Source organism: Pseudomonas songnenensis, from assembly GCF_003696315.1.
Lineage (GTDB): Bacteria > Pseudomonadota > Gammaproteobacteria > Pseudomonadales > Pseudomonadaceae > Stutzerimonas > Stutzerimonas songnenensis.
Genome location: NZ_RFFN01000006.1, coordinates 1 through 18,386, shown reverse-complemented (window position 1 = coordinate 18,386; position 18,386 = coordinate 1). Strand labels below are relative to the sequence as shown.

The window sequence follows — 18,386 nt, the reverse complement described above, 5'->3', positions numbered from 1 at the left end:
CCTCCTTAGGCTTCGATGGAGGTGCCGCCCGGCTTATGCCAGACCTGATTACGTTTGCGGTCGGTGGCCTTGTCGATGCCGGCGAGGATGAAGCGCGTGGAGATGGCGGCGAAATACAGGTTCACCACCACATCGAACTTGGCCAGCCCGAGAATCCCCTGGATCACCGGCCCGACATCGCCCATCAGCCCGAACAGGTAGTCCTGCGCCTGGCCAATGATGAGGTTGAAGCCCATGTACGAGACGAAGCCGAAACCGATCATTTTCAGCACCATCTTTACCAGCGGGCCGACGATGATCACGAGCATCTGCACGATGAATAGAAACTGCATCACTGACCTCCTACGGCGCGGCCCACATACAGGGCGGCAAGAACGGTGGCCACAGCCACGAACAGGCCGCTCAGATCACTGGCGGCGCGGCAAAGCGGTTCGTAGCTGAGCTGGAAAGTGCGACCGCCTGCAGTGGTCAGGCTGAAGCTTTCGGCGGCAGGGCAGGCGGACGGAAGAAAGCGGGTGCCCTGGTTGATGAAGGACGGCACGTCGATGACGCCGGAGCCCTCGTCCAGCTGGAACCGGTCGCCGGTAACAGCCGCTTCAATGGCGGGTTTGTGCTTGGGGAAATCGGTCATCTCCTCAGCGAGGCACAGCTGTTCCTTCTGCTGGCGGAGCACTTCGCAATCAATCGGGTCACCGCTGCAGGAGAACGCGGCATCGCAGGAGCCGGCAGAAGCCAAACGTTCCGGCCCTTCTTCGCCGTCCTCTTCACCCTCCTGGCTTTCCTTACATCCCGACCCTTTGCATTCCTTGCTCTCATCGCCCGGAGTGCCATCAGGGTTGGTGCCAGAGGTGGATTTTTCTTCAGCCGTGGTGGAGGTACAGGGCTTTGTGCCGACGCAGACGGTCTTGTCGGTGGTCGTGTTGGTTTCCGTCTTGGTGGAGCCGTCCGGATTGGTGGTCTTGGTGGTGTCCTCGGTTTTCGCGGTGTCTTCAAAGCGCGGCGCGGGCTTGCCGGAGGTGCAGTGCAGGTAATCCGCGGCGTTGCTGCAATTGAGCTGGCCCGGCTCTTTCAATTTTTCGCTACTGGTGCAATTGCGCGATTGGGAGCCGTCAGCGTTGGTGACCCAGTCACCGCATAGACTCTCGCTGGTGAACTGAGGTGTGCTGTCGGCCGGCGGCTTGGACGGTGGCTGATCGAAGACGCTGCCGGGAGGTGGGTTGTTTGACGTGCATTGCGAGGCCGCGCCCTTGTAAACCACCTTGCAATAGACGGAGTTCAGGTCCTTGCCTGTGGTGTCCTCCAAGAAGCGGTTGCAGCCTTTGACCGTGGCGGTGCGGTTGTAGAGGCAGCCACTTTCACAGATCGAGGATGGGGGTAGCGAAGGCGGCACCGATGGGTCAAGCGATCCGGCGTTGTACTCATGGACGAACTCGCCTGTTACGGACTCGCATTGATCCGGTTCCGGCGCGATGCATTCGCCGGTCTGAGCGTTGTAGTTTTCTCCAGCAGGGCATTCATTGCCGTACCGAATAACATCGTCGCCTCGCGTTCCCCCGTGAGTGGCGTTGTAGATGTAGTAACACGCCTGACGGGGAGTGCCGTTCACTTCAAAGATCGCGCCTCGAACTTCACCTCTATACGTGCTTTTGGTTTTGACCGCAGCGTCGTGACAGGCGGCCTGTGGCGTCGAAAAACCGGGATTCAAATTGGACTTGTAGTGCCAAGTATAAACCTTAGCCTGGGCGGCGGAAGAAAAACCGGCAATCAGCAGAGTGGCCAGATAGAAGAAGTGTTTGTTCATCCCTACACCCGCCCAAAAAACACGAGATAGAACGCCAGGGTGGTGAGGATCAGGACGTACAGTTCGTAGCTCATGGCGTTTCCCTGGAAGAGAAAACCCCGCCGGAGCGGGGTTTGTTTGCTTCGGCACATGCAGTGCGCGGTTCCCGGTTACAGGGCGCGGCGCATGTACTTGAACGCCATCGCGGCGATGATGACGGCGAAGACGGCCCAGCCGATGGTCCCGACGTCGGTGCCCGCGGTGTCGAGGGCTTCGGTGGCTTCGGCCGGGACGGCCGCGTAGACGGAGCCGGCTACAGCCGAGAGGGCAACGGCAGCGCCGAGGCCGATTTTTTTCACGAAGTGCTTGTTCAGTTGCATGGGTGATACCTCACTGTTTCAGGGCTTTTTTCAGGACCAGGAAGCCGAACACGGTGGCGAACAGAACAATCGCTTCGCCTTGCAGCTCGGAGACTTGGTCCCAGGTCAGTGCAGAGCCGTAGAGGCTTTGCATTTCCTCGACCGTGAGGGCGACCAGCGAGCCGGAGCAGATGGGCGAACCATCGGCGCCTTGCAGCCAGTCACCGTCACAGGCGAGGAAATTCATTCGCCGGCCTGCTCGAGGTCGGCGGTTTGTTCGGAGGGTTCGCAGTCAGGGCAGACGGCGAAATGAGGCGGCAGGCTGAGGTCGGGCAGCAGGTCGCTTTGCGGCGCGGGCAGCGCCATGAGCTTGCCCATGTCGTTGCCGCAGCAGTCGCAATACACCCGGTCATCGATCAGCATGGCCGCCCCTCCCGGTTAGTTGGCCTTGGCCGGGTCGCCGGCTTTGGCCTGGGGTTGAGCTGGGGTGCGCGGGGTTTCGGCAGCGGCGCGGGTCTGGACGGCTTCGAGCTGGAGCGCCAGATTCTTGCCCTTGTTCTGGCCACCACGGGCAATCTCGAAGTGGATGCGCACCAGTTGCAGCGGCTCGAACTTGGCGCCGGCTGCGAAGATCTCGTCGGCTACTTCGTCCGCTGCTGCCATGCCGATGATCGACAGGCCGTGTTCGGTCTTGCCGTCCGGCTCATCGCCGTAGAAGACCTTGATGTACTTCTGGCCCGCTTCACCGTCGAAGCGTTGAGTGCCGAGAAATGCAACTTCCATAGTCGAACGTGCCATCTTGTGTTTCCTCTCTCTAGTTGCGCTTTATTGCGCTGCTTTGCTTTCTGCAGGCCAAGCGATCCCGAGCGAGTGAAAAAGCAATTTCACTGCGACCGGCTTGTTACTTGGCTTGCGGGTTAAATCTGTAGCTCTAGTTATACGCTCTTGAAACGGTCTTTTTTCATACCCAAGGAATTATCAAGTTGCGTGGTTTATTGGCATGAATAGCGACGAATCGACACTTACCAACTACGCTCAAAACAAAATTAATTAATAAAACTCACTCTCTAAACACCAAGGGCTTCGCCCTTGTCATCCCACTCTCGCCGCCGAGGGCTCGGGAGCGCGGGAGGGAAAAGCGCTCCCGCACTCACGAGCGAAGGCTGTTTCGGTTCGTGCGGGGTCAAGGGTGCGCTCCGCCCGTGCTTCCGTTCGCCGGATCGGTGAAGCGTGATCCGACGAGCCGGGAGCGCGGCCCTGGACCTGGACAGGTCGCGCGGGGCTGGCGAGCTGGCTCAACACGTAGCCGCCCCACTGCTTGGCTATCGCGTCCGCAATACCCTGGTAGGTACGCGAACGGTTCTTCCAGCGGTCCGGCCCCGGTGCCATGTGATGCACAGTCGGCTCGCGACCGTCGACGATTTCGGTCGGCACCAGGAGCGGCAGGTTCTGGAGCCAGAAATGCGTTTCCTTGCGTTCGCCATGCCCAAACATCCACGGCTGGATGATCTGGTCTGGTTTGCGGATCTGGCTAGAGATAACGGACTTCGGGTTTTCGAGCGCCTTGAAAGGGATCGGCGCAGCAAGCAGCTCGCGCACAAAATCCAGGGCGCGCTCTTGGCGACCATCAGCGATCTTCTCGGGAAACCAGCGGGCACCTGAGGTAGCGAGGTCGGTGCAGGGCGGATGGGCAATCAGCAGATCCCAGCCCCAGTCGAGTACTTCCAGCACATCGCCCTGGATGTGCTCGCCATCGGTTTCGGATGGCAGCAGGTCGCAGCTGACGGCATAGAACCCGGCGCGGGTCAGAGCATCACGAACGCGGCCAGAGAACTCGCAGGCAACGAGAGCAGTTGGCTGTCTCATGCCATCACCCCACAAGCTCGAACGGTTCGTGAATCGGTACGTAGGGCGTGGGCTTGCCCGAGTCGTAGATAACGCTCCACCACTTCCCGGGCCGGTCGGGTGGCGTGTGCTTCTCGCAGATAAAGGCCGGTTCCACCTTCCAGTCCGAGAGCAGAGGCTTCCAGATTCCACCGACGCAGCCCATTTGCAGCGTGCGAATCGGCCGCGCAGAGGCGGGGCGGCATTGGGCGCAGGGTGTGTACCGGGAGGGAGCGGTTGTCGCCACTTCGCGTCCGGACCAGCAGACAGAGCAGTCGCAGTCCTGGGCGTGCGGAAGGCGTTGATAGCTGGCCGGCTTCTGCATAGGTCATCCCCTCCCCTGGCTTCCCGTAGGCGGTGCGGATCATGCGGTCCACTCCTGTTCCAGCAGCCAGTGACGGAGCATTGCGCTGTTGACCATGCGCCGCTTGCCGAGCTTTACGGTCGGTATCACCCCGCGCGTCGCCCAGGCACGGGCCATACCGGCACTGATGCCATTACGGTCGGCCCAGCATTCGACGGTTTCCACGTCCTGCTGTGGGCCGATCAGCTTTGAAGGTTCTAGCTCTTCCAGTTCCATGGATTACTCCAGCCAGTCAATGTGGACCACGGTGGTCCAATGACAATATGGAACCACGGTGGTCCCATTGCTGTCAAGACCACGGTGGTCCATCATTAACCGATGAGCAGAGAAGACCCCCAATTCAAGCTACGTATGCCGCCAGAGCTACGAAACCAGGCCGAACAAGCAGCTAAAGCAGCCGGCCGGTCTCTGAACGCAGAGCTGGTTGCCCGCATAGAGGCAAGCTTCATATCCGATTCGGAAATGGAGAGACTGCTGCCGGCCAAGCGCGCACGTGAGTTGTCTCTAATGGCACGAGCTGAAATCCCGAACGAGATACGTAAACGGGCAATTTCTGCTATTGGACGGGCTATAAGGCTGGGCCATAGTGAAGCGGTAGCGAGTTTTGGAGACCTGAATTTAGAATTTGGAATTCCAGACAGCGCACTTGAAGATCTCACGTCGAAAGTTATCGAGGAGCTTGAAGAAAGCGGCTATAAAGCCAAATGGGATGACATCGCAACGCTCTGGATTGAGTTTTAGACGAGACTCAGCCCAACAGAGCAAATGAAGCTGCACAGGCAACTTTAAATCAGATTGTAGTGTCGGAAGTAGCGCAGAACTTATATGCTCACAGCGAGCGCATGACCTGCAGTGATGAAATGAAGACGCTATTGTTCTGTGGCGAGCAGCTTTAATAGAGTGACCGGAACTGCCGTTAATCAGCAGCCCGGATTATCTGCAAAGTGTATTTACGCATATGGGATGAATTTCTTGAAGTCATTAGGCAGCATGTCTGCTAAAACTTCCCATCCTAGCTCCTCGATATCGTAAGTCAGCCCGAGCTGGTCCAGAACGGTAGTAAGCCTCCTGGGAGCTCCTGCATCCTTTCCGCCGCTGCCTCTTTTCAAGGCGCTCTTTTCTTCATCGAAATAGAGCTTTGTCACCAAGGTCATGATCCCGGGGCTAAGAACAACCCACTTGCGCGCCATCATCTGTTCGAAGACTTCGCCTGTCTTGTTTACAGGAATTCCTAGAACGGCCTTGAGGCAATCGGGGTTATCTCGATGCGCGCGATAGGCAAGCCATAATGGGGCCATTTTCTGGCGATAAACCTTTCGCCAGTTTCCGGGCTCATATACCCATAGCGCGGACTCTCCAATCTGGCCTTTGCTGCCAAAAAAATTACGAGCAAACTTCAGCGTGAGCCAACTCCAGAAACCCTTATCATTCTCCAAGGACTCTTCGTCTAGTTCACTGGTGATGACGGCTTGGTCAATGGCTTTTGCAAGCGTGAGCTTCGTTTTAAATGCTTCCTGACCAAAGGTTTCCGCGGGAATGGGGCGGCCTACTGCTTTAGTAAAAGCTGCCCCCTCCAGTAATTCAAGGGGAATAGGAGTCGATGAGTTCTCTCTGACCTGCCCAAGCCAGATATGCATCTGTTCTATCCCGGCCGGATTAAAGGCACGCATCTGCATCATTTCCATTTTCAGCTCTCCTGAGTCATTTCCATGGCCATGGCGAGACTGCCGCGCAGCTTTTTCTCTTTACAAAAGCCGGTAACAGCATTCTGAGCCCACTCGTCTATATCGCTGTGTTCGCCTGTCCTTGGATAGGAGCAGCCAGCCCATTTTTCTCCTTGAACCAGCCACATGCTTATGGTGTTACCGTCAGCTATATCACCTTCGTCGTCTGGTCCTTCACCCTGTTGGTCATGTGCGAGATACGTGAGAATCGCCCTGATTACGCCCGGAAGGAGTGACAGCAGGACAGGGCTGGACTTGATCTCCTGTTTGGTACCCAGTCCGCTATCGAGAACCAGGGTCGGGCTCTCCTCCATGTTCTCAAGCTCCCACACACCCCCATGCAGATCGCGCATGACAATCGGAAGCAGGGATCGCTGGGGTGTTTCTCCGTCTTGCGTGCTATGGGCCTCCAAGCCTTCAGCCGTTGCGAGCAAGCGGCAAGACTCTTGCTCTACAACGAGCACCCGGTAACGAACATCTTCAGGGTCTCCCATGGCGGAGATATCAAACTGTGAGCTGGCACCGTCTGAGGTGAACGCCTTCCCTGCACGCCCCCAATCATGCCGGATGCGTAGTACCCTTCCTCGCTCGGCCTCTATCACGACCATTGCGTCAGCTCTGAGGTTATAGCCCTCAAGCCGGAGTTGGACGTTACAGATCAACTTGTTGTCATGACTCTCAATAATGATTTTTACATCTTCCTTGAGGATCTTGACGCGACCAGTAAAGTTGAATCGACGGCTCATTCTTCTGCCTCCTCATCTTCTTCGGAGGACTCACCGAATGGGGTAGAGCCGACCTTCATGATCAAATCGCGCTTCAGGTCCTCTGGCAAAAAAGTGATTTCAAAGTCAGGCGAGGTTACGTGAAGCGACAGGCTGCAGTAGTCGCCCTTGAGGATAGTGACCGCATCATTCTTCGCAACCCGGAAGCCGCTCTTTTCATCAACGCCTTTGGACGCAGCCATGTACAAGTCGAAATCGAATTTCGAGTGGGCTTTGAAAGGATTACGACCACGCAGGTCATAGGCAGCTCTCAGGTGAAGTACGTAACCGTCGGCTCTGATGAAGCCTGCGGGGTTCCCCGAGAGATGTATTTCTCCTGCCGATTGTCTCAACCTCCAGCATCGCGGGATTGGTGCAGGAATATTGGGAAGCTCAGTATGTGGTGTCTTCTGAGGCTCTTTCTCTCGCTCCACCAGATCTTTGTCCTTTGATGGCTGTGGCGGTGCGTCGATGTGGGGAAGAGGAAGAATAGCTGCCAACAGACTATGGTCTGGTTTGCCCTCTTCAGTCATCAGCTTGCCAAGCAACTTCTGAGCACTTTCCCGCACAAACGGGATCAGCCTGTTTGCCGCGCTGTACTTCTGCTCCTGAAACTTGTCCCGCGTGCTTTTCCAGTCGGTATGAGCAGGGCACTCAGCACGACGCAGCGCGTCTGCAATTGCACTATTGGATGCATGGATCAAGGCGAAGCAGTCCGGAGTCTTGGTGCGGCTAGCCAGATTAGGAATTATCAGCTCGTCACGAATATAGAGAGGAAAGTGACGGCCCGGCTTTCGTTTTATCAGAACGTCGAAGTGCCCTGACTCTGCCGCGCTCTTGGCTGGCGTGATCACCATCGGAACCTTGAAATGTACGATCTTCCCATGCTCAAGCGCTGACTCTATTTCTTGAGATGACATGGTGGTTTTGTAGTCTGACCAGTCGTAATTCAGGCCCTGCAAGCCTGACTCCTGTACGACATCCACCATCACACAGGGGGACTTTTCGAGTTTTAACAGGCTGCCTGCAAGCTGGATGGCATCCTGGAAATACTCATTTTCAGCGTTAGCCTGCTTGAGTCCCTCGTAGCTGCTGTCGTCGAAGCATTGACGCCTACCCGTGCCGTGGTCCACCAACTCAATAACGAGATTGCCGGCCAGAATTGGAATGAAATACTCGCGAGCAATAGCAGAGGCCAGGCGGGGCAGCGTTACGTATTCTTCGTAGATCCATGGAATTACTAAGCCAAGGCCGGGTTCGTCCTGACGGGTAAGGCAGAAATCGGCATTCAGTTTTTGAGTTACCTCATCACTGGTAAATGGAATCTGAAGGCCATCCTCATCTAGGCTGAACCAGCCATCAGGCGTGTACTGAATTCCATCAATGGTGTGATGCCGCAGAATGGCCTGCCCCATAAGATGGGACTTCGAATCACTTGCCCGGGTGGTAATTGCGAAGAACGAACGAGCACGACTTGTGCGAGGAATGACTACCTTGCCAACCCCCCAACTGCCACGCTTGCCATCACCCTTATTGGATAAGCCTTCCGCTCTGAAAAAATGATAGAAATTGCCGCCTGTGACCGGGTCCGTTGTATTGGTTTGACCCTCCAGACCCTTTGTGCCGAAGTCCTCAATGGTCAGGTATGAGCAGGCTTCGTCGCTCCAATGCGGTAGCGAGGCTAGACGTATTTCTTTCGCGGAGAAGTGAGCCTGCACCTCCTTGGGAAACCAGAAGCTTGCCTTTTCAGACGGTAGTTTTCCAAGCGAGAAAACGATCCTGACAGGATCGCTACCTGCACGCGCATCGAGAGAGTTCTGAACAGTCTCACGTATTAAGGCGTGCTCTATATCCCCGATGGACTGATCTTGGAAGAACTCATCCTGCATTGGATCCCTTGCTTTGGCACCTTTCGATAACGGCACGAAACGCCACTGAGGTTGCGCGATCATTCTGAGCCCTCCAAGGCCATTTTTTGATCAGCTTTGCTTACAGTTTGAAGTCACCTGAGGACCCACCATCCGCTTCAGAGAAGCGAGATTTGGCTTGATCCAGCTCTTTCTGAAGCGTCTTGAAGATCTTTTTCACATCATCATCTGTAAATGTGTAAGCGTTTCTGTTCGAAAGGTTTCCGATCAGCCTCAGGTCATTCAACGCTCTGTTGACGCGCTGCTCTGCAAGACGGACGAATTTTTCTCTTTTCTCTTCCATAAAATCCTCGAAATTTTGAGAGCCAGCCTCACAATGTTTCGTAAATATTTATGAAATGTTTAAACCTGTCAAGCTTCAGGTGGCGTGATGCCACCGGACTAGCCATGAGAAATAGCCGGTTTCTGACATGCTGCAATGCGGCCGTAAGGCGCAGGCCAGAGGACTCACGCCTTGGATGACAGAGCCTGTGCTTGAAGATCGGGCCAGGAGAGGTTTTTTTGATTACAATCCCGCACTGCATCTGGGAGCCAGTCCATACCGGACTCGGGCCCTCGAATGCCGCACTCCCACAGCTCAATGACGCGCCACCCAAGGGCTAGCAGCTCCTGCTTTATCCTGGTGTCGCGGGAAACGTTCTGTTCAAATTTGTCCTGCCAGAAATCGTGGCGGGTACGTGGAGTAGTGGCATAGCGGCACCCGGGATGCCTGTGCCAGAAGCAACCATGAACAAAAATGCAGAGCCGATAGCGAGGAAGCACCAGATCAGGCTTTCCTGGAAGATCTTTCTGGTGAAGGCGGTATCTGAACCCCTGCCGATGGAGCATGCGTCGTACCTTCATTTCCGGTGACGTGTTGCTGCCCCGGATGCCCGCCATCATGCGAGACCTGACTTCCTTACTGACTATGTCCATGAATCAAGACCAGAAGACCCTTTTTCCGGAGGATACGCCTGTTGATCCTCTCGATGAGCTTGACCACCCCATTCAGGTGGTCGACCTGTTCGCTGGCCCCGGTGGCCTTGGAGAGGGATTCACTTCGTTCGGTGACGGCAAGCGCTTCGAGATAGTCGTTTCTGCTGAGAAAGATCCCAAGGCTTGGCAAACGCTTCGCTTGCGGGCGTTTTATCGACTGCTCAAAAAAAACAAAGACCCGCATCTCTCTGAGTACTACAAGTACTGCAACGATCCCGACGCATCGGGCGAATTTGTGTCATCTGACGAAACCCGTCAGCTATGGGATCAGGCAGGCAGGGAAGCAAGGTGCATAACCCTGGGGAGCGAAGAGGGAAACCAGGAACTGGACGAAGCGCTGGCCGACCCGTTACATGGTCTGGATCACAGCCGCCCTTGGGTACTGATAGGCGGACCGCCGTGCCAGGCATACTCCGTCGTCGGACGCGCTCGAAATCAGGCCAAAGCGGACTACAAGGCCGAAGAGGATCATCGCCACTTCCTGTACAAGGAATACCTCCGCATCATCAGGGAGAAACAGCCGACCGTCTTCGTCATGGAGAATGTGAAAGGCATTCTCTCTTCGAAGGTGAACAACGAGCGAATCTTCTCCCATATTCTCAGGGACCTCTCGAACCCGCATCAGGCGCTCGATGGAGAAGGCGCCGGCAAGCGCTATCACCTGTATTCGCTTGTCACCGGAACCCACTTCGCACCGGGAGACGACGTCGACAAGATTGATCCACGGGCCTTCATTATTCGAGCAGAGAACTACGGCATTCCCCAGGCGCGTCACCGGGTGATCCTCCTGGGTATCGCCGAAGATTGTCTGCCACCCGATCCAAATCAGGTAAAACTCGATACAGCCAACGATCGCGTCACTGTCGGACAGATCCTGAACAATCTACCCAGACTGCGCAGCAGCCTCACCAAGATGCCGGACAGTCACGAAAGCTGGGCATTCGTCGTCAGGGACCAAGTGGAATACCTTCGCGCCCAGATAGACGTCGCAGACAATATGTGGCGTGCCCTTAGTGACGTATTACGAGATTTCGACGCGCCTACAGGCCCTGGCGGAAGGCGCGTGAGACGGTCGCCCGATAATGAGGATGGCGGCACCGATAACGCTCAGCTCGATGAGTGGTACCTTGACCCGGATTTGAACTACTGGCTGAACCACGAGGTGCGTGGCCACATGCCCACGGATCTGCGTCGCTACGTGTTCGCCGCTACCTACGCGAAGCTTTACGGTGTCTCTCCAAAAGGCCACAAAGGCTTCAATCTCGAAGGGCTGGCCCCTGATCACAAGAACTGGAAAAGTGGTGTGTTCAGTGATCGCTTCCGGGTTCAGGCAGAGGGCCTACCGGCGACTACAATCACCAGCCATATATCGAAAGACGGTCACTACTTCATCCACTACGACCCTACCCAGTGCCGGAGCCTCTCAGTACGCGAAGCGGCCCGCCTTCAGACCTTTCCGGATAACTACTTCTTCCAGGGCAACCGGACGGAGCAGTTCCACCAGGTGGGTAACGCTGTGCCGCCCTTGCTCGCATCAAAGATTGCCCGTGTCGTGTATCGAATTCTGTTCGACAAGGTCCGCGCATTCGATGAGCCAGAGGCGGCAGAAGTAGAAGCAGAGGCAGCAGCAGTAATTGACTGACTGTCGATAAAGTGTCGAAAACACTGTGCCGAATAGCGACGAAACGAGCAGACCGCTCAGCCCGGAAACCGCATAACGACACGCTTTGCGACGGAACGACACACTAAGCAAAAGGGTTCGATTCCCTTCGCCCGCTCCAGTCTTCGAAGGCCCTGCTTATACGCAGGGCCTTTTCGTTTGTGGCGGCGACATGCGTTGAGCCCTGACTACGATTGCGCTCGATGGTCGGTTTTCTAGCCCATCACAGTCCTCAGCCGCGCAAAAACGTCAGCACTCGCTGTGTGAAGGCGTCGCCGGCTTCGACGTTGGATAGATGCGCAGCCTCGAAGGCGACCAGTTCGGCGCCTGGGATGTTTGCCTGGATGAACTCGCCGTGTTCGACGGTCGTAACCGGATCCTTGGCGCCGCAAACGATCAATGTCGGTGCCTTGACCGCGGCAAGCTGCCCACGATAGTCGGCGTCGCGCACCGCCGCGCAGTTGGCAGCGTAGCCGTCCGGCGAGGTACTGCCGATCATGTCGGTGATGCGTGCCGCAACTGCCGGGTTGGCTTGGGCGAACTCGGCGGTGAACCAGCGCGCAATGGATGCATCACGCATGTCGCGCATGGTCTGTTCGCGGCCGGCCAGGACGCTGTCTATACGGGTATTCCACACCTCGTCAGTGCCAATCTTTGCTCCGGTGTTGCAGAGCACCAGTCGCTGTAGACGCTCGCCCGCATGTATGCCCAACCACTGGCCGATCAGCCCGCCCATGGACAGACCGCAGAACGCAAAGCGCTCTATACCAAACGCATCCAGCATGCCTAGCACATCCTGGCCCAGCTGTTCGATGCTATAGGGACCAGGCGTCACGCTGGAGCCGCCGTGTCCCCGAGTGTCGTAGCGCAGGACGCGAAAGTGCTCGGCGAACGCCGCAACCTGGTCGTCCCACATGTGCAGGTCGGTGCCCAGTGAATTGGAGAGCACCAGTACAGGAGCATTTTCCGCACCATCGAATCGGTAGTTCAGGCTGACATCGGCCAGTTTCACGCTCGGCATTGTTGTTCTCTCTTTCGTTTGTTCGATCAGGCCGCCCACCTCCAGGTGTTGGCCAATCACGCAGGCAGCTTTGTAGGTATCCGCTCGCATGGCGCAGAGATGGGATCGTGTGAATCAGCCACCCTCATAGGCTTCGCGGCAGACGACTGCCGCCGCGACCAACCTATCAGGCATCAGCTGTCAGACCCGCTCCACGGCCAGTGCCAGGCCCTGCCCTACGCCGACGCACATGGTCGCCAGACCGAGACGGCCGCCGGTTTTCTCCAGCTGATGGACTGCAGTCAGCACCAGCCTTGCGCCGCTCATGCCCAGTGGATGGCCAAGGGCGATGGCACCGCCGTTGGGATTCACCTTCGGGCTGTCGTCCGGCAGGCCGAGGTCGCGGGTCACGGCCAGCCCTTGCGCCGCAAAGGCTTCGTTGAGCTCGATCACGTCGAAATCACTCACGGCGATGTTCAGCCGTTCACACAGCTTGCGTACTGCCGGCACCGGGCCGTAGCCCATGATGCGCGGCGCAACGCCGGCGCTGGCCATACCGAGCACCTTGGCGCGCGGCTTGAGTCCGTACTTCTGCACGGCTTCGGCGCTGGCGAGAATCATTGCCGCAGCACCATCGTTGACGCCCGAGGCGTTGCCCGCAGTGACAGTCTTGTCCGGGCCGTTGACCGGCTTGAGCTTGGCCAGCGCGTCGGCGGTAGTGTCAGCGCGCGGATGCTCGTCGCTGTCGAAGACCGTTTCGCCCTTCTTGCCCCTGATCACCACCGGGACGATTTCCTCGGCAAAGAACCCGGCCTGCTGGGCCGCAGTGGCACGCTGCTGGCTGCGCAGGGCAAAGGCATCCTGATCCGCGCGGCTGACCTGCCACTCATCAGCGACGTTGTCGGCCGTCTGCGGCATGGCGTCGACGCCATACAACTCCTTCATCTTCGGGTTGATAAAGCGCCAGCCAATGGTGGTGTCCTCGATCTTCTGGGTGCGACCGAAGGCCGTATCAGCCTTGCCCATCACGTAGGGCGCACGGGACATCGACTCGACGCCTCCGGCGATCGCCAGCTCCAGCTCGCCGCTGGCGATGGCACGAAAGGCCGTACCGACCGCGTCCATGCCCGAGGCGCAGAGGCGGTTGAGCGTCACGCCCGGCACCGTCTCCGGCAGACCGGCGAGCAGCAAAGCCATGCGCGCGACGTTTCGGTTGTCCTCGCCGGCCTGGTTGGCGCTGCCCATGAAGACCTCATCGACCGCTGCCGGGTCAAGGCCCGGGTTGCGTTCGAGCAACGCCTTGAGCGGAATCGCCGCCAGATCGTCGGCGCGCACCGCAGCCAGCGCACCGCCAAAGCGGCCGATGGGCGTGCGCACGGCATCACAGATAAATACGTCGCGACTCATTCCTCACCTCCCAACTGACCATGAGCAGCAGCCGTGCGTGCTTCCAGGGCGCGCAACGCTTCCAGCTCCTCGGCACGCGGCGGCTCGGTGACGGCCACAGTGTCGGCGAAGCGGATCTGCCAACCGGTGTTCTCGATCACCTGCTCGCGCGCCACGCCAGGGTGCAGCGAGGTGACCACGAATTCATTGGTACCTTCTTCCGGCTCCATGATGCACAGATCGGTGATGATCGCCACCGGGCCGGCCCCCGGCAGACCGAGCTGCTTGCGGTGCTCACCGCCCTCGCCATGACCGACCGAGGTGATGAAGGCGAGCTTGTCGACAAAGGTGCGGTGGGACTGCTTGAGGATGATCAGCACCTTCTTCGCGCTGCCAGCGATTTCCGGCGCGCCACCAGCGCCCGGCAGACGCACCTTGGGCTTGTGATAGTCACCGATCACCGTGGTGTTGATGTTGCCGTACTTGTCCACCTGCGCAGCCCCGAGAAAGCCGACGTCGATGCGTCCGCCCTGCAGCCAGTAGCGAAAGATTTCGCCAGTCGGCACCACGGTGTCGGCGGTTTCGGCCAGTTCGCCATCGCCGATGGACAAGGGCAGCACCGACGGCTTGGCGCCGATCGGGCCCGATTCGTAGATCAGCACCACTTCCGGTGCGTGGGTCAGGCGGGCCAGATTGGCGGCCTTGGACGGCAGGCCGATGCCGACGAAACAGACGCTGCCGTTACCCAGATTGCGCGCCGCGGCTACGGTCATCATTTCATTGGTGCTGTAGTCATTGCCGAGATGAGCGCTCATCAGTTGGCCTCCTGCTGCTGGGCAATCTTCGCGCGGTAGGCGGCAGAATCGGCGGTACCGCGAATGTAGGTATCAATCCAGGCGGTGAACGCGTCGCGGTCACGGGCGATCGGGTCCCAGGACTGGTAGAAACGGTTGTCGCGCTCGTAGTAGCCATGGGCGTAGGACGGGTGGGCGCCGCCTGGCACCAGGCACACGGCGGTCAGCGCCCAGGTTGGCAGCACGCAGGCATTCATCGGTGCTTCGAGGTCGTCGACGATCTCCTCGACGGTGACGATGCAACGCTTCGCCGCCAATGCCGCTTCCTTCTGCACGCCGAGGATGCCACGAATCAGCACGTTGCCCTTGCGATCGGCCCTCTGCGCATGGATGACGGTGACATCCGGACGTACGCTCGGCACGGCCGCCAGCACCTCACCGGTGAAAGGACAGGTAACCGACTTGATCAGCGGGTTGACCTTCGGCAGATCGGAACCGGCGTAGGCACGCAGCACCGCAAACGGCAGACCGGACGCTCCGGCGACATAGGCGTTGGCGAGATCCGCATGGCTGTGTTCCTCGATTTCCAGAGCCTGTGGCCAGCCCTTCTCCACCGCATCGCGCAGGCGATGCAGCGAACCGACGCCAGGATTGCCGCCCCAGGAGAAGATCAGCTTCTTCGCACAGCCGGCGCCGATCAGCAGGTCATAAACCAGGTCAGGTGTCATGCGCACCAGTGTCAGATCCTGCTTGTTCTGGCGGACGATCTCATGGGCGGCAGCCGTGGGGATCAGGTGAGTAAAACCTTCCAGCGCGACGGTGTCGCCGTTCTGGACGAAGCGCTCGACGGCGTCGCGGAGCGAGAGGAATTCAGCCATGAGTCGAATCTCGTGTTGTTTTCGGTACGCTGAGTGCGTTCGGGAAAACGTTAACGGTCCGACCACCGCGCCACAATCCGATAATCGACATAGGGTTCGATTATCGAACGGATACCTATCTGGCTTCGAACACCTGCAATGAGGCTGGGTTGGTGTATCAGCGCCCCTGTCGTGGGCGCGCCGTCAGTCCGAGAAGGACTTGAAGCTCGCCCTAGCCACCTTCGCGGTCAATGGAACAACCGGGTGCTGAGCTCACGACTGGCCTCCAGCAACACCGGTAGAAAGCGGGTTTCCAGCTCCTGGCGCGAAACGCGTCCGGCATGGGTACCAACGTTGAGCGCAGCCAGCACCTGGCCGGCGGAGTCCTTGAGCGGCACCGCCAGCGAGCGCAATCCCACTTCCAGCTCCTGGTCGACGATGACCCAGCCCTGACGACGGATATCGTCGATGCTGCTGCGCAACGCTTCCGGTGTATGCAGAGTGCGACTGGTCTTGATCTGCAGGTCGGCACGGGCGAGGTAGTCGTCCAGCGCCGCGTCATCCAGCGCCGCGAGGAGGATGCGACCCATGGACGTGCAGTAGGCCGGCAGCCGGCTGCCCACCGAAAGATCAACGGAAATCAGCCGCTGCGGAGTCGCCGAGCGCGCCACGTAGAGCACCTCGTCGCCCTCCAGTGTCGCCATCGAGCAGGCCTCGTGCAGCTGCTCGCTGAGCCGGTCGAGGATCGGTTGCGCGGTCACCGCCAATGGGGTCGACGACAGATAGGCGTGACCGAGCGTCAGCACCTTCGGCAGCAGCGAGTAGGTACGTCCATCGGTGGTGACGTAACCCAGTTTCATCAGCGTGTGCAGGCAGCGGCGCACGGCTGCCCGCGGAATCTCGGTGCGATGGCTGATCTGGGCGATGGTGAGGAGGCGCTTGCGCTCCTGAAACGCGTGAATCACCGCCAGGCCACGCGCCAAGGACGTCATGAAGTTGGGATCACCCGTCAGCGCGTCGATACGCTTGGCCGGCGAGGCGATGATGGGTGGTGCCATCGGCGGAAAATGGACGCGATGGTCGTCGGTCATGGCGGTAATCCTCAACTTGGCAGTTCGGGCGATTATCGGCACAGCGGTCGATAATCGCCAGCCCGTCATCAGCATAGTGGCCAAAGCGAGCGCCAGCATTCCGGGCCTATACGGCTATAACGGACGAATCCATCTCCGAACCGAGCGGCAAGCCGGACGTCTACTGAACAGGTGGCCGCAACGGCGCCTCTCTCTCACGGCACAACGGAGGATGGTGGATGAACGTAACCCGCGGGGTGATCTGGCTGGCACGCAGTGGCTATGCGGCACGAGGCGTGGTGTACGTGATCATTGGATTTTTCGCCATCATGGCCGCGATTGGAGCAGGAAAGACGGTAGATACCAAAGGCGCAGTCCAGCAACTGCTCGGGCAACCCTTCGGAAGCATGCTGCTCTGGCTGGTAGTGATCGGTCTGCTTGCGCATGTGGCCTGGCGACTGACCCAGGGCATCGGCGATACCGACAGGCACGGCCACGATATCAAGGGCCTGCTGATCCGCACGGGGCTGGTAAGCAGCGGTGTGGTCAACCTGCTGCTCGCACTGTTCACCCTGAGCCTGCTGGTGAGCGGGCTGGATCGTTTCTCCGAGGGAGGCGGCGGTTCGGGCAGTGACAAGACCGACAGCCTGATGCGCCTGTTGGGCCTTGAGCATTCCCACTGGCTGATCTGGGCGATCGCGCTGATCCCGCTTGGGGTCGGCATTGCGCACCTGATCAAGGCCTGGCGCGCGCATTTCGAACGCTACTTCCTGTGCGATGAACGCACCATGCAGCTGGTCCGCCCGGTTTCCCGGGTCGGTCTGGCTGCCCGTGGCTGTTCCTTTCTGATCATCGCCGGCCTGCTGTTCATGGGTGGCAGCCGCTATGAGCCCACCGATCCACCGGGCCTCAAGGAAGCACTGCAAGCGCTGCAGGGCATGCCCGCAGGCGGCGTGCTGCTGCTGGCGATCGGTGTCGGCATGCTCGCCTTCGCGGTATACAGCTTCGCGGAAGCGCGCTGGCGGCGGATCGATCTGTCGGAAGTGACGAATTGAAGCCTGGTCGGATACACAGGATGCGCTAAGCGTACAGCTGCATGCGACGTCGCAGCGCAGGTCGAGCGTGGCTGCTCGACCTGCGCTGCCGACTCAACCGGCGTGGTAATCCGCGTCGGCTTCCTCGAAGCGCTTGACGATGCTCGGGGCCGGCTCGGCGCCCAGCTTGCTTACCACGACGATGGCGATGCTGGCGAGGATGAAGCCCGGGATGATCTCGTACAGGCCCAGCCCGATAAACTCCTTCCACACCACCACAGTGACGGCGCCAACCAGCATGCCGACCAGTGCGCCATTGCGGGTCATGCGCTTCCACAGCAGCGAGATCAGCACCACCGGCCCGAATGCCGCGCCGAAGCCGGCCCAGGCGTAGGACACCAGGCCCAGCACCTTGCTCTCCGGGTTGGAAGCGATGCCGATGGCGATCAGGGCGATCAACAAGACCATGCCGCGGCCGACCCAGACCAGTTCGGTCTGCGAGGCATTCTTGCGCAGCATCGCCTTGTAGAAGTCCTGCGTCAGCGCGCTGGAGCTGACCAAGAGCTGGGCACTGAGGGTACTCATCACCGCTGCCAGCACGCCGGAAAGGATGATGCCGGCCACCCACGGGTTGAACAGGATCTTCACCAGCTCCATGAACACCCGCTCGCCGTTCTGGCTGACCGCACCGGCCTGCTCCGGATGGTCGGCGAAGTAGGCGATGCCGAGAAAGCCCACCGCGACCGCGCCGGCCAGGGTCAGAATCATCCAGGTCATGCCGATGCGGCGGGCGTTGGGGATGGTCTT

General features: G+C 58.9%; 23 protein-coding genes. 3 read left to right on the top strand and 20 right to left on the bottom strand.

Annotated elements, in window-relative coordinates; all coding sequences use genetic code 11:
* Positions 1-5 precede the first annotated feature (5 nt).
* The 9 genes from EA798_RS15680 to EA798_RS15640 all read right to left on the bottom strand — a co-directional run bounded on the left by EA798_RS15680 (position 6) and on the right by EA798_RS15640 (position 4,603).
* A complete protein-coding gene (locus tag EA798_RS15680; RefSeq protein ID WP_122099529.1) occupies positions 6-332 on the bottom strand; it encodes a DUF2523 domain-containing protein in 327 nt (108 codons plus the stop codon).
* A complete protein-coding gene (locus tag EA798_RS20775) occupies positions 332-1,801 on the bottom strand; it encodes a virulence factor TspB C-terminal domain-related protein (protein WP_244221285.1) in 1,470 nt (489 codons plus the stop codon). Before EA798_RS20775 ends, EA798_RS15680 begins: the two co-directional genes overlap by 1 nt.
* Positions 1,802-1,950: 149 nt before the next feature.
* Entirely contained in the window at positions 1,951-2,160 is a 210-nt protein-coding gene (locus EA798_RS15670) for a major capsid protein (RefSeq protein WP_122099528.1), read from the bottom strand.
* A gap of 10 nt (positions 2,161-2,170) precedes the next feature.
* Entirely contained in the window at positions 2,171-2,386 is a 216-nt protein-coding gene (locus EA798_RS15665; RefSeq protein ID WP_015277797.1) for a hypothetical protein, read from the bottom strand.
* On the bottom strand, positions 2,383-2,562 hold the full coding sequence (locus EA798_RS15660; RefSeq protein WP_008567547.1) for a hypothetical protein: 180 nt from the start codon (positions 2,560-2,562) through the stop codon (positions 2,383-2,385). Before EA798_RS15660 ends, EA798_RS15665 begins: the two co-directional genes overlap by 4 nt.
* 15 nt (positions 2,563-2,577) lie before the next feature.
* Entirely contained in the window at positions 2,578-2,937 is a 360-nt protein-coding gene (locus EA798_RS15655) for a hypothetical protein (protein ID WP_042926025.1), read from the bottom strand.
* Between the two features lie 294 nt (positions 2,938-3,231).
* A complete protein-coding gene (locus EA798_RS15650; protein ID WP_244221284.1) occupies positions 3,232-4,020 on the bottom strand; it encodes a DNA cytosine methyltransferase in 789 nt (262 codons plus the stop codon).
* Positions 4,010-4,348, bottom strand: a complete 339-nt coding sequence (pflM, locus tag EA798_RS15645) for a lysogeny maintenance protein PflM (protein WP_122099526.1) — start codon at positions 4,346-4,348, stop codon at positions 4,010-4,012. Before pflM ends, EA798_RS15650 begins: the two co-directional genes overlap by 11 nt.
* Positions 4,349-4,387: 39 nt before the next feature.
* On the bottom strand, positions 4,388-4,603 hold the full coding sequence (locus EA798_RS15640; protein WP_017244781.1) for a MerR family transcriptional regulator: 216 nt from the start codon (positions 4,601-4,603) through the stop codon (positions 4,388-4,390).
* A 102-nt stretch (positions 4,604-4,705) separates the two neighbouring features.
* Between EA798_RS15640 and EA798_RS15635 the strand changes: the two genes are divergently transcribed.
* Positions 4,706-5,128: an Arc family DNA-binding protein gene (locus EA798_RS15635; RefSeq protein ID WP_122099525.1), complete on the top strand. Its 423-nt coding sequence runs from the start codon at positions 4,706-4,708 to the stop codon at positions 5,126-5,128.
* Positions 5,129-5,337: 209 nt separating this feature from the next.
* Here EA798_RS15635 and EA798_RS15630 read toward each other — a convergent pair whose 3' ends face one another.
* From EA798_RS15630 to EA798_RS15610, 5 genes are all read right to left on the bottom strand, one after another.
* Positions 5,338-6,072 carry a hypothetical protein gene (locus EA798_RS15630; protein ID WP_122099524.1) on the bottom strand — a complete coding sequence of 245 codons (735 nt, stop codon included), beginning with the start codon at positions 6,070-6,072 and terminating at the stop codon, positions 5,338-5,340.
* Between the two features lie 2 nt (positions 6,073-6,074).
* Entirely contained in the window at positions 6,075-6,857 is a 783-nt protein-coding gene (locus EA798_RS15625) for a hypothetical protein (RefSeq protein ID WP_122099523.1), read from the bottom strand.
* On the bottom strand, positions 6,854-8,827 hold the full coding sequence (locus EA798_RS15620) for a hypothetical protein (RefSeq protein WP_122099522.1): 1,974 nt from the start codon (positions 8,825-8,827) through the stop codon (positions 6,854-6,856). Before EA798_RS15620 ends, EA798_RS15625 begins: the two co-directional genes overlap by 4 nt.
* A 37-nt stretch (positions 8,828-8,864) precedes the next feature.
* Positions 8,865-9,086 carry a hypothetical protein gene (locus EA798_RS15615; protein ID WP_061337462.1) on the bottom strand — a complete coding sequence of 74 codons (222 nt, stop codon included), beginning with the start codon at positions 9,084-9,086 and terminating at the stop codon, positions 8,865-8,867.
* A 164-nt stretch (positions 9,087-9,250) separates the two neighbouring features.
* The gene (locus EA798_RS15610; RefSeq protein ID WP_122099521.1) at positions 9,251-9,718 is read right to left on the bottom strand and encodes a very short patch repair endonuclease; all 468 of its coding nucleotides are present in this window, start codon (positions 9,716-9,718) and stop codon (positions 9,251-9,253) included.
* Here EA798_RS15610 and EA798_RS15605 point away from each other — a divergent pair.
* Positions 9,630-11,420, top strand: a complete 1,791-nt coding sequence (locus tag EA798_RS15605; protein WP_244221283.1) for a DNA cytosine methyltransferase — start codon at positions 9,630-9,632, stop codon at positions 11,418-11,420. The genes EA798_RS15610 and EA798_RS15605 overlap by 89 nt on opposite strands.
* Positions 11,421-11,670: 250 nt before the next feature.
* Here EA798_RS15605 and pcaD read toward each other — a convergent pair whose 3' ends face one another.
* The 5 genes from pcaD to EA798_RS15580 form a co-directional block, all read right to left on the bottom strand.
* Positions 11,671-12,459, bottom strand: coding sequence for a 3-oxoadipate enol-lactonase (pcaD, locus tag EA798_RS15600; protein WP_122099519.1), 789 nt, complete (start codon positions 12,457-12,459; stop codon positions 11,671-11,673).
* 180 nt (positions 12,460-12,639) lie between these two features.
* Positions 12,640-13,845, bottom strand: a complete 1,206-nt coding sequence (pcaF, locus tag EA798_RS15595) for a 3-oxoadipyl-CoA thiolase (RefSeq protein ID WP_122099518.1) — start codon at positions 13,843-13,845, stop codon at positions 12,640-12,642.
* Positions 13,842-14,639, bottom strand: a complete 798-nt coding sequence (locus EA798_RS15590; RefSeq protein ID WP_122099517.1) for a CoA-transferase subunit beta — start codon at positions 14,637-14,639, stop codon at positions 13,842-13,844. The genes pcaF and EA798_RS15590 overlap by 4 nt, the downstream gene beginning before the upstream one ends.
* Positions 14,639-15,496 carry a CoA transferase subunit A gene (locus EA798_RS15585; RefSeq protein WP_122099516.1) on the bottom strand — a complete coding sequence of 286 codons (858 nt, stop codon included), beginning with the start codon at positions 15,494-15,496 and terminating at the stop codon, positions 14,639-14,641. Before EA798_RS15585 ends, EA798_RS15590 begins: the two co-directional genes overlap by 1 nt.
* A gap of 227 nt (positions 15,497-15,723) precedes the next feature.
* A complete protein-coding gene (locus EA798_RS15580; RefSeq protein ID WP_122099515.1) occupies positions 15,724-16,566 on the bottom strand; it encodes an IclR family transcriptional regulator domain-containing protein in 843 nt (280 codons plus the stop codon).
* Between the two features lie 218 nt (positions 16,567-16,784).
* Here EA798_RS15580 and EA798_RS15575 point away from each other — a divergent pair, with 218 nt between their 5' ends.
* The gene (locus EA798_RS15575; RefSeq protein ID WP_122099514.1) at positions 16,785-17,600 is read left to right on the top strand and encodes a DUF1206 domain-containing protein; all 816 of its coding nucleotides are present in this window, start codon (positions 16,785-16,787) and stop codon (positions 17,598-17,600) included.
* Positions 17,601-17,693: 93 nt separating this feature from the next.
* Here the strand turns inward: EA798_RS15575 and EA798_RS15570 are convergent.
* Positions 17,694-18,386: sodium:solute symporter family transporter (locus EA798_RS15570; RefSeq protein ID WP_420849560.1), on the bottom strand; the 693-nt coding region annotated here is incomplete at its 5' end.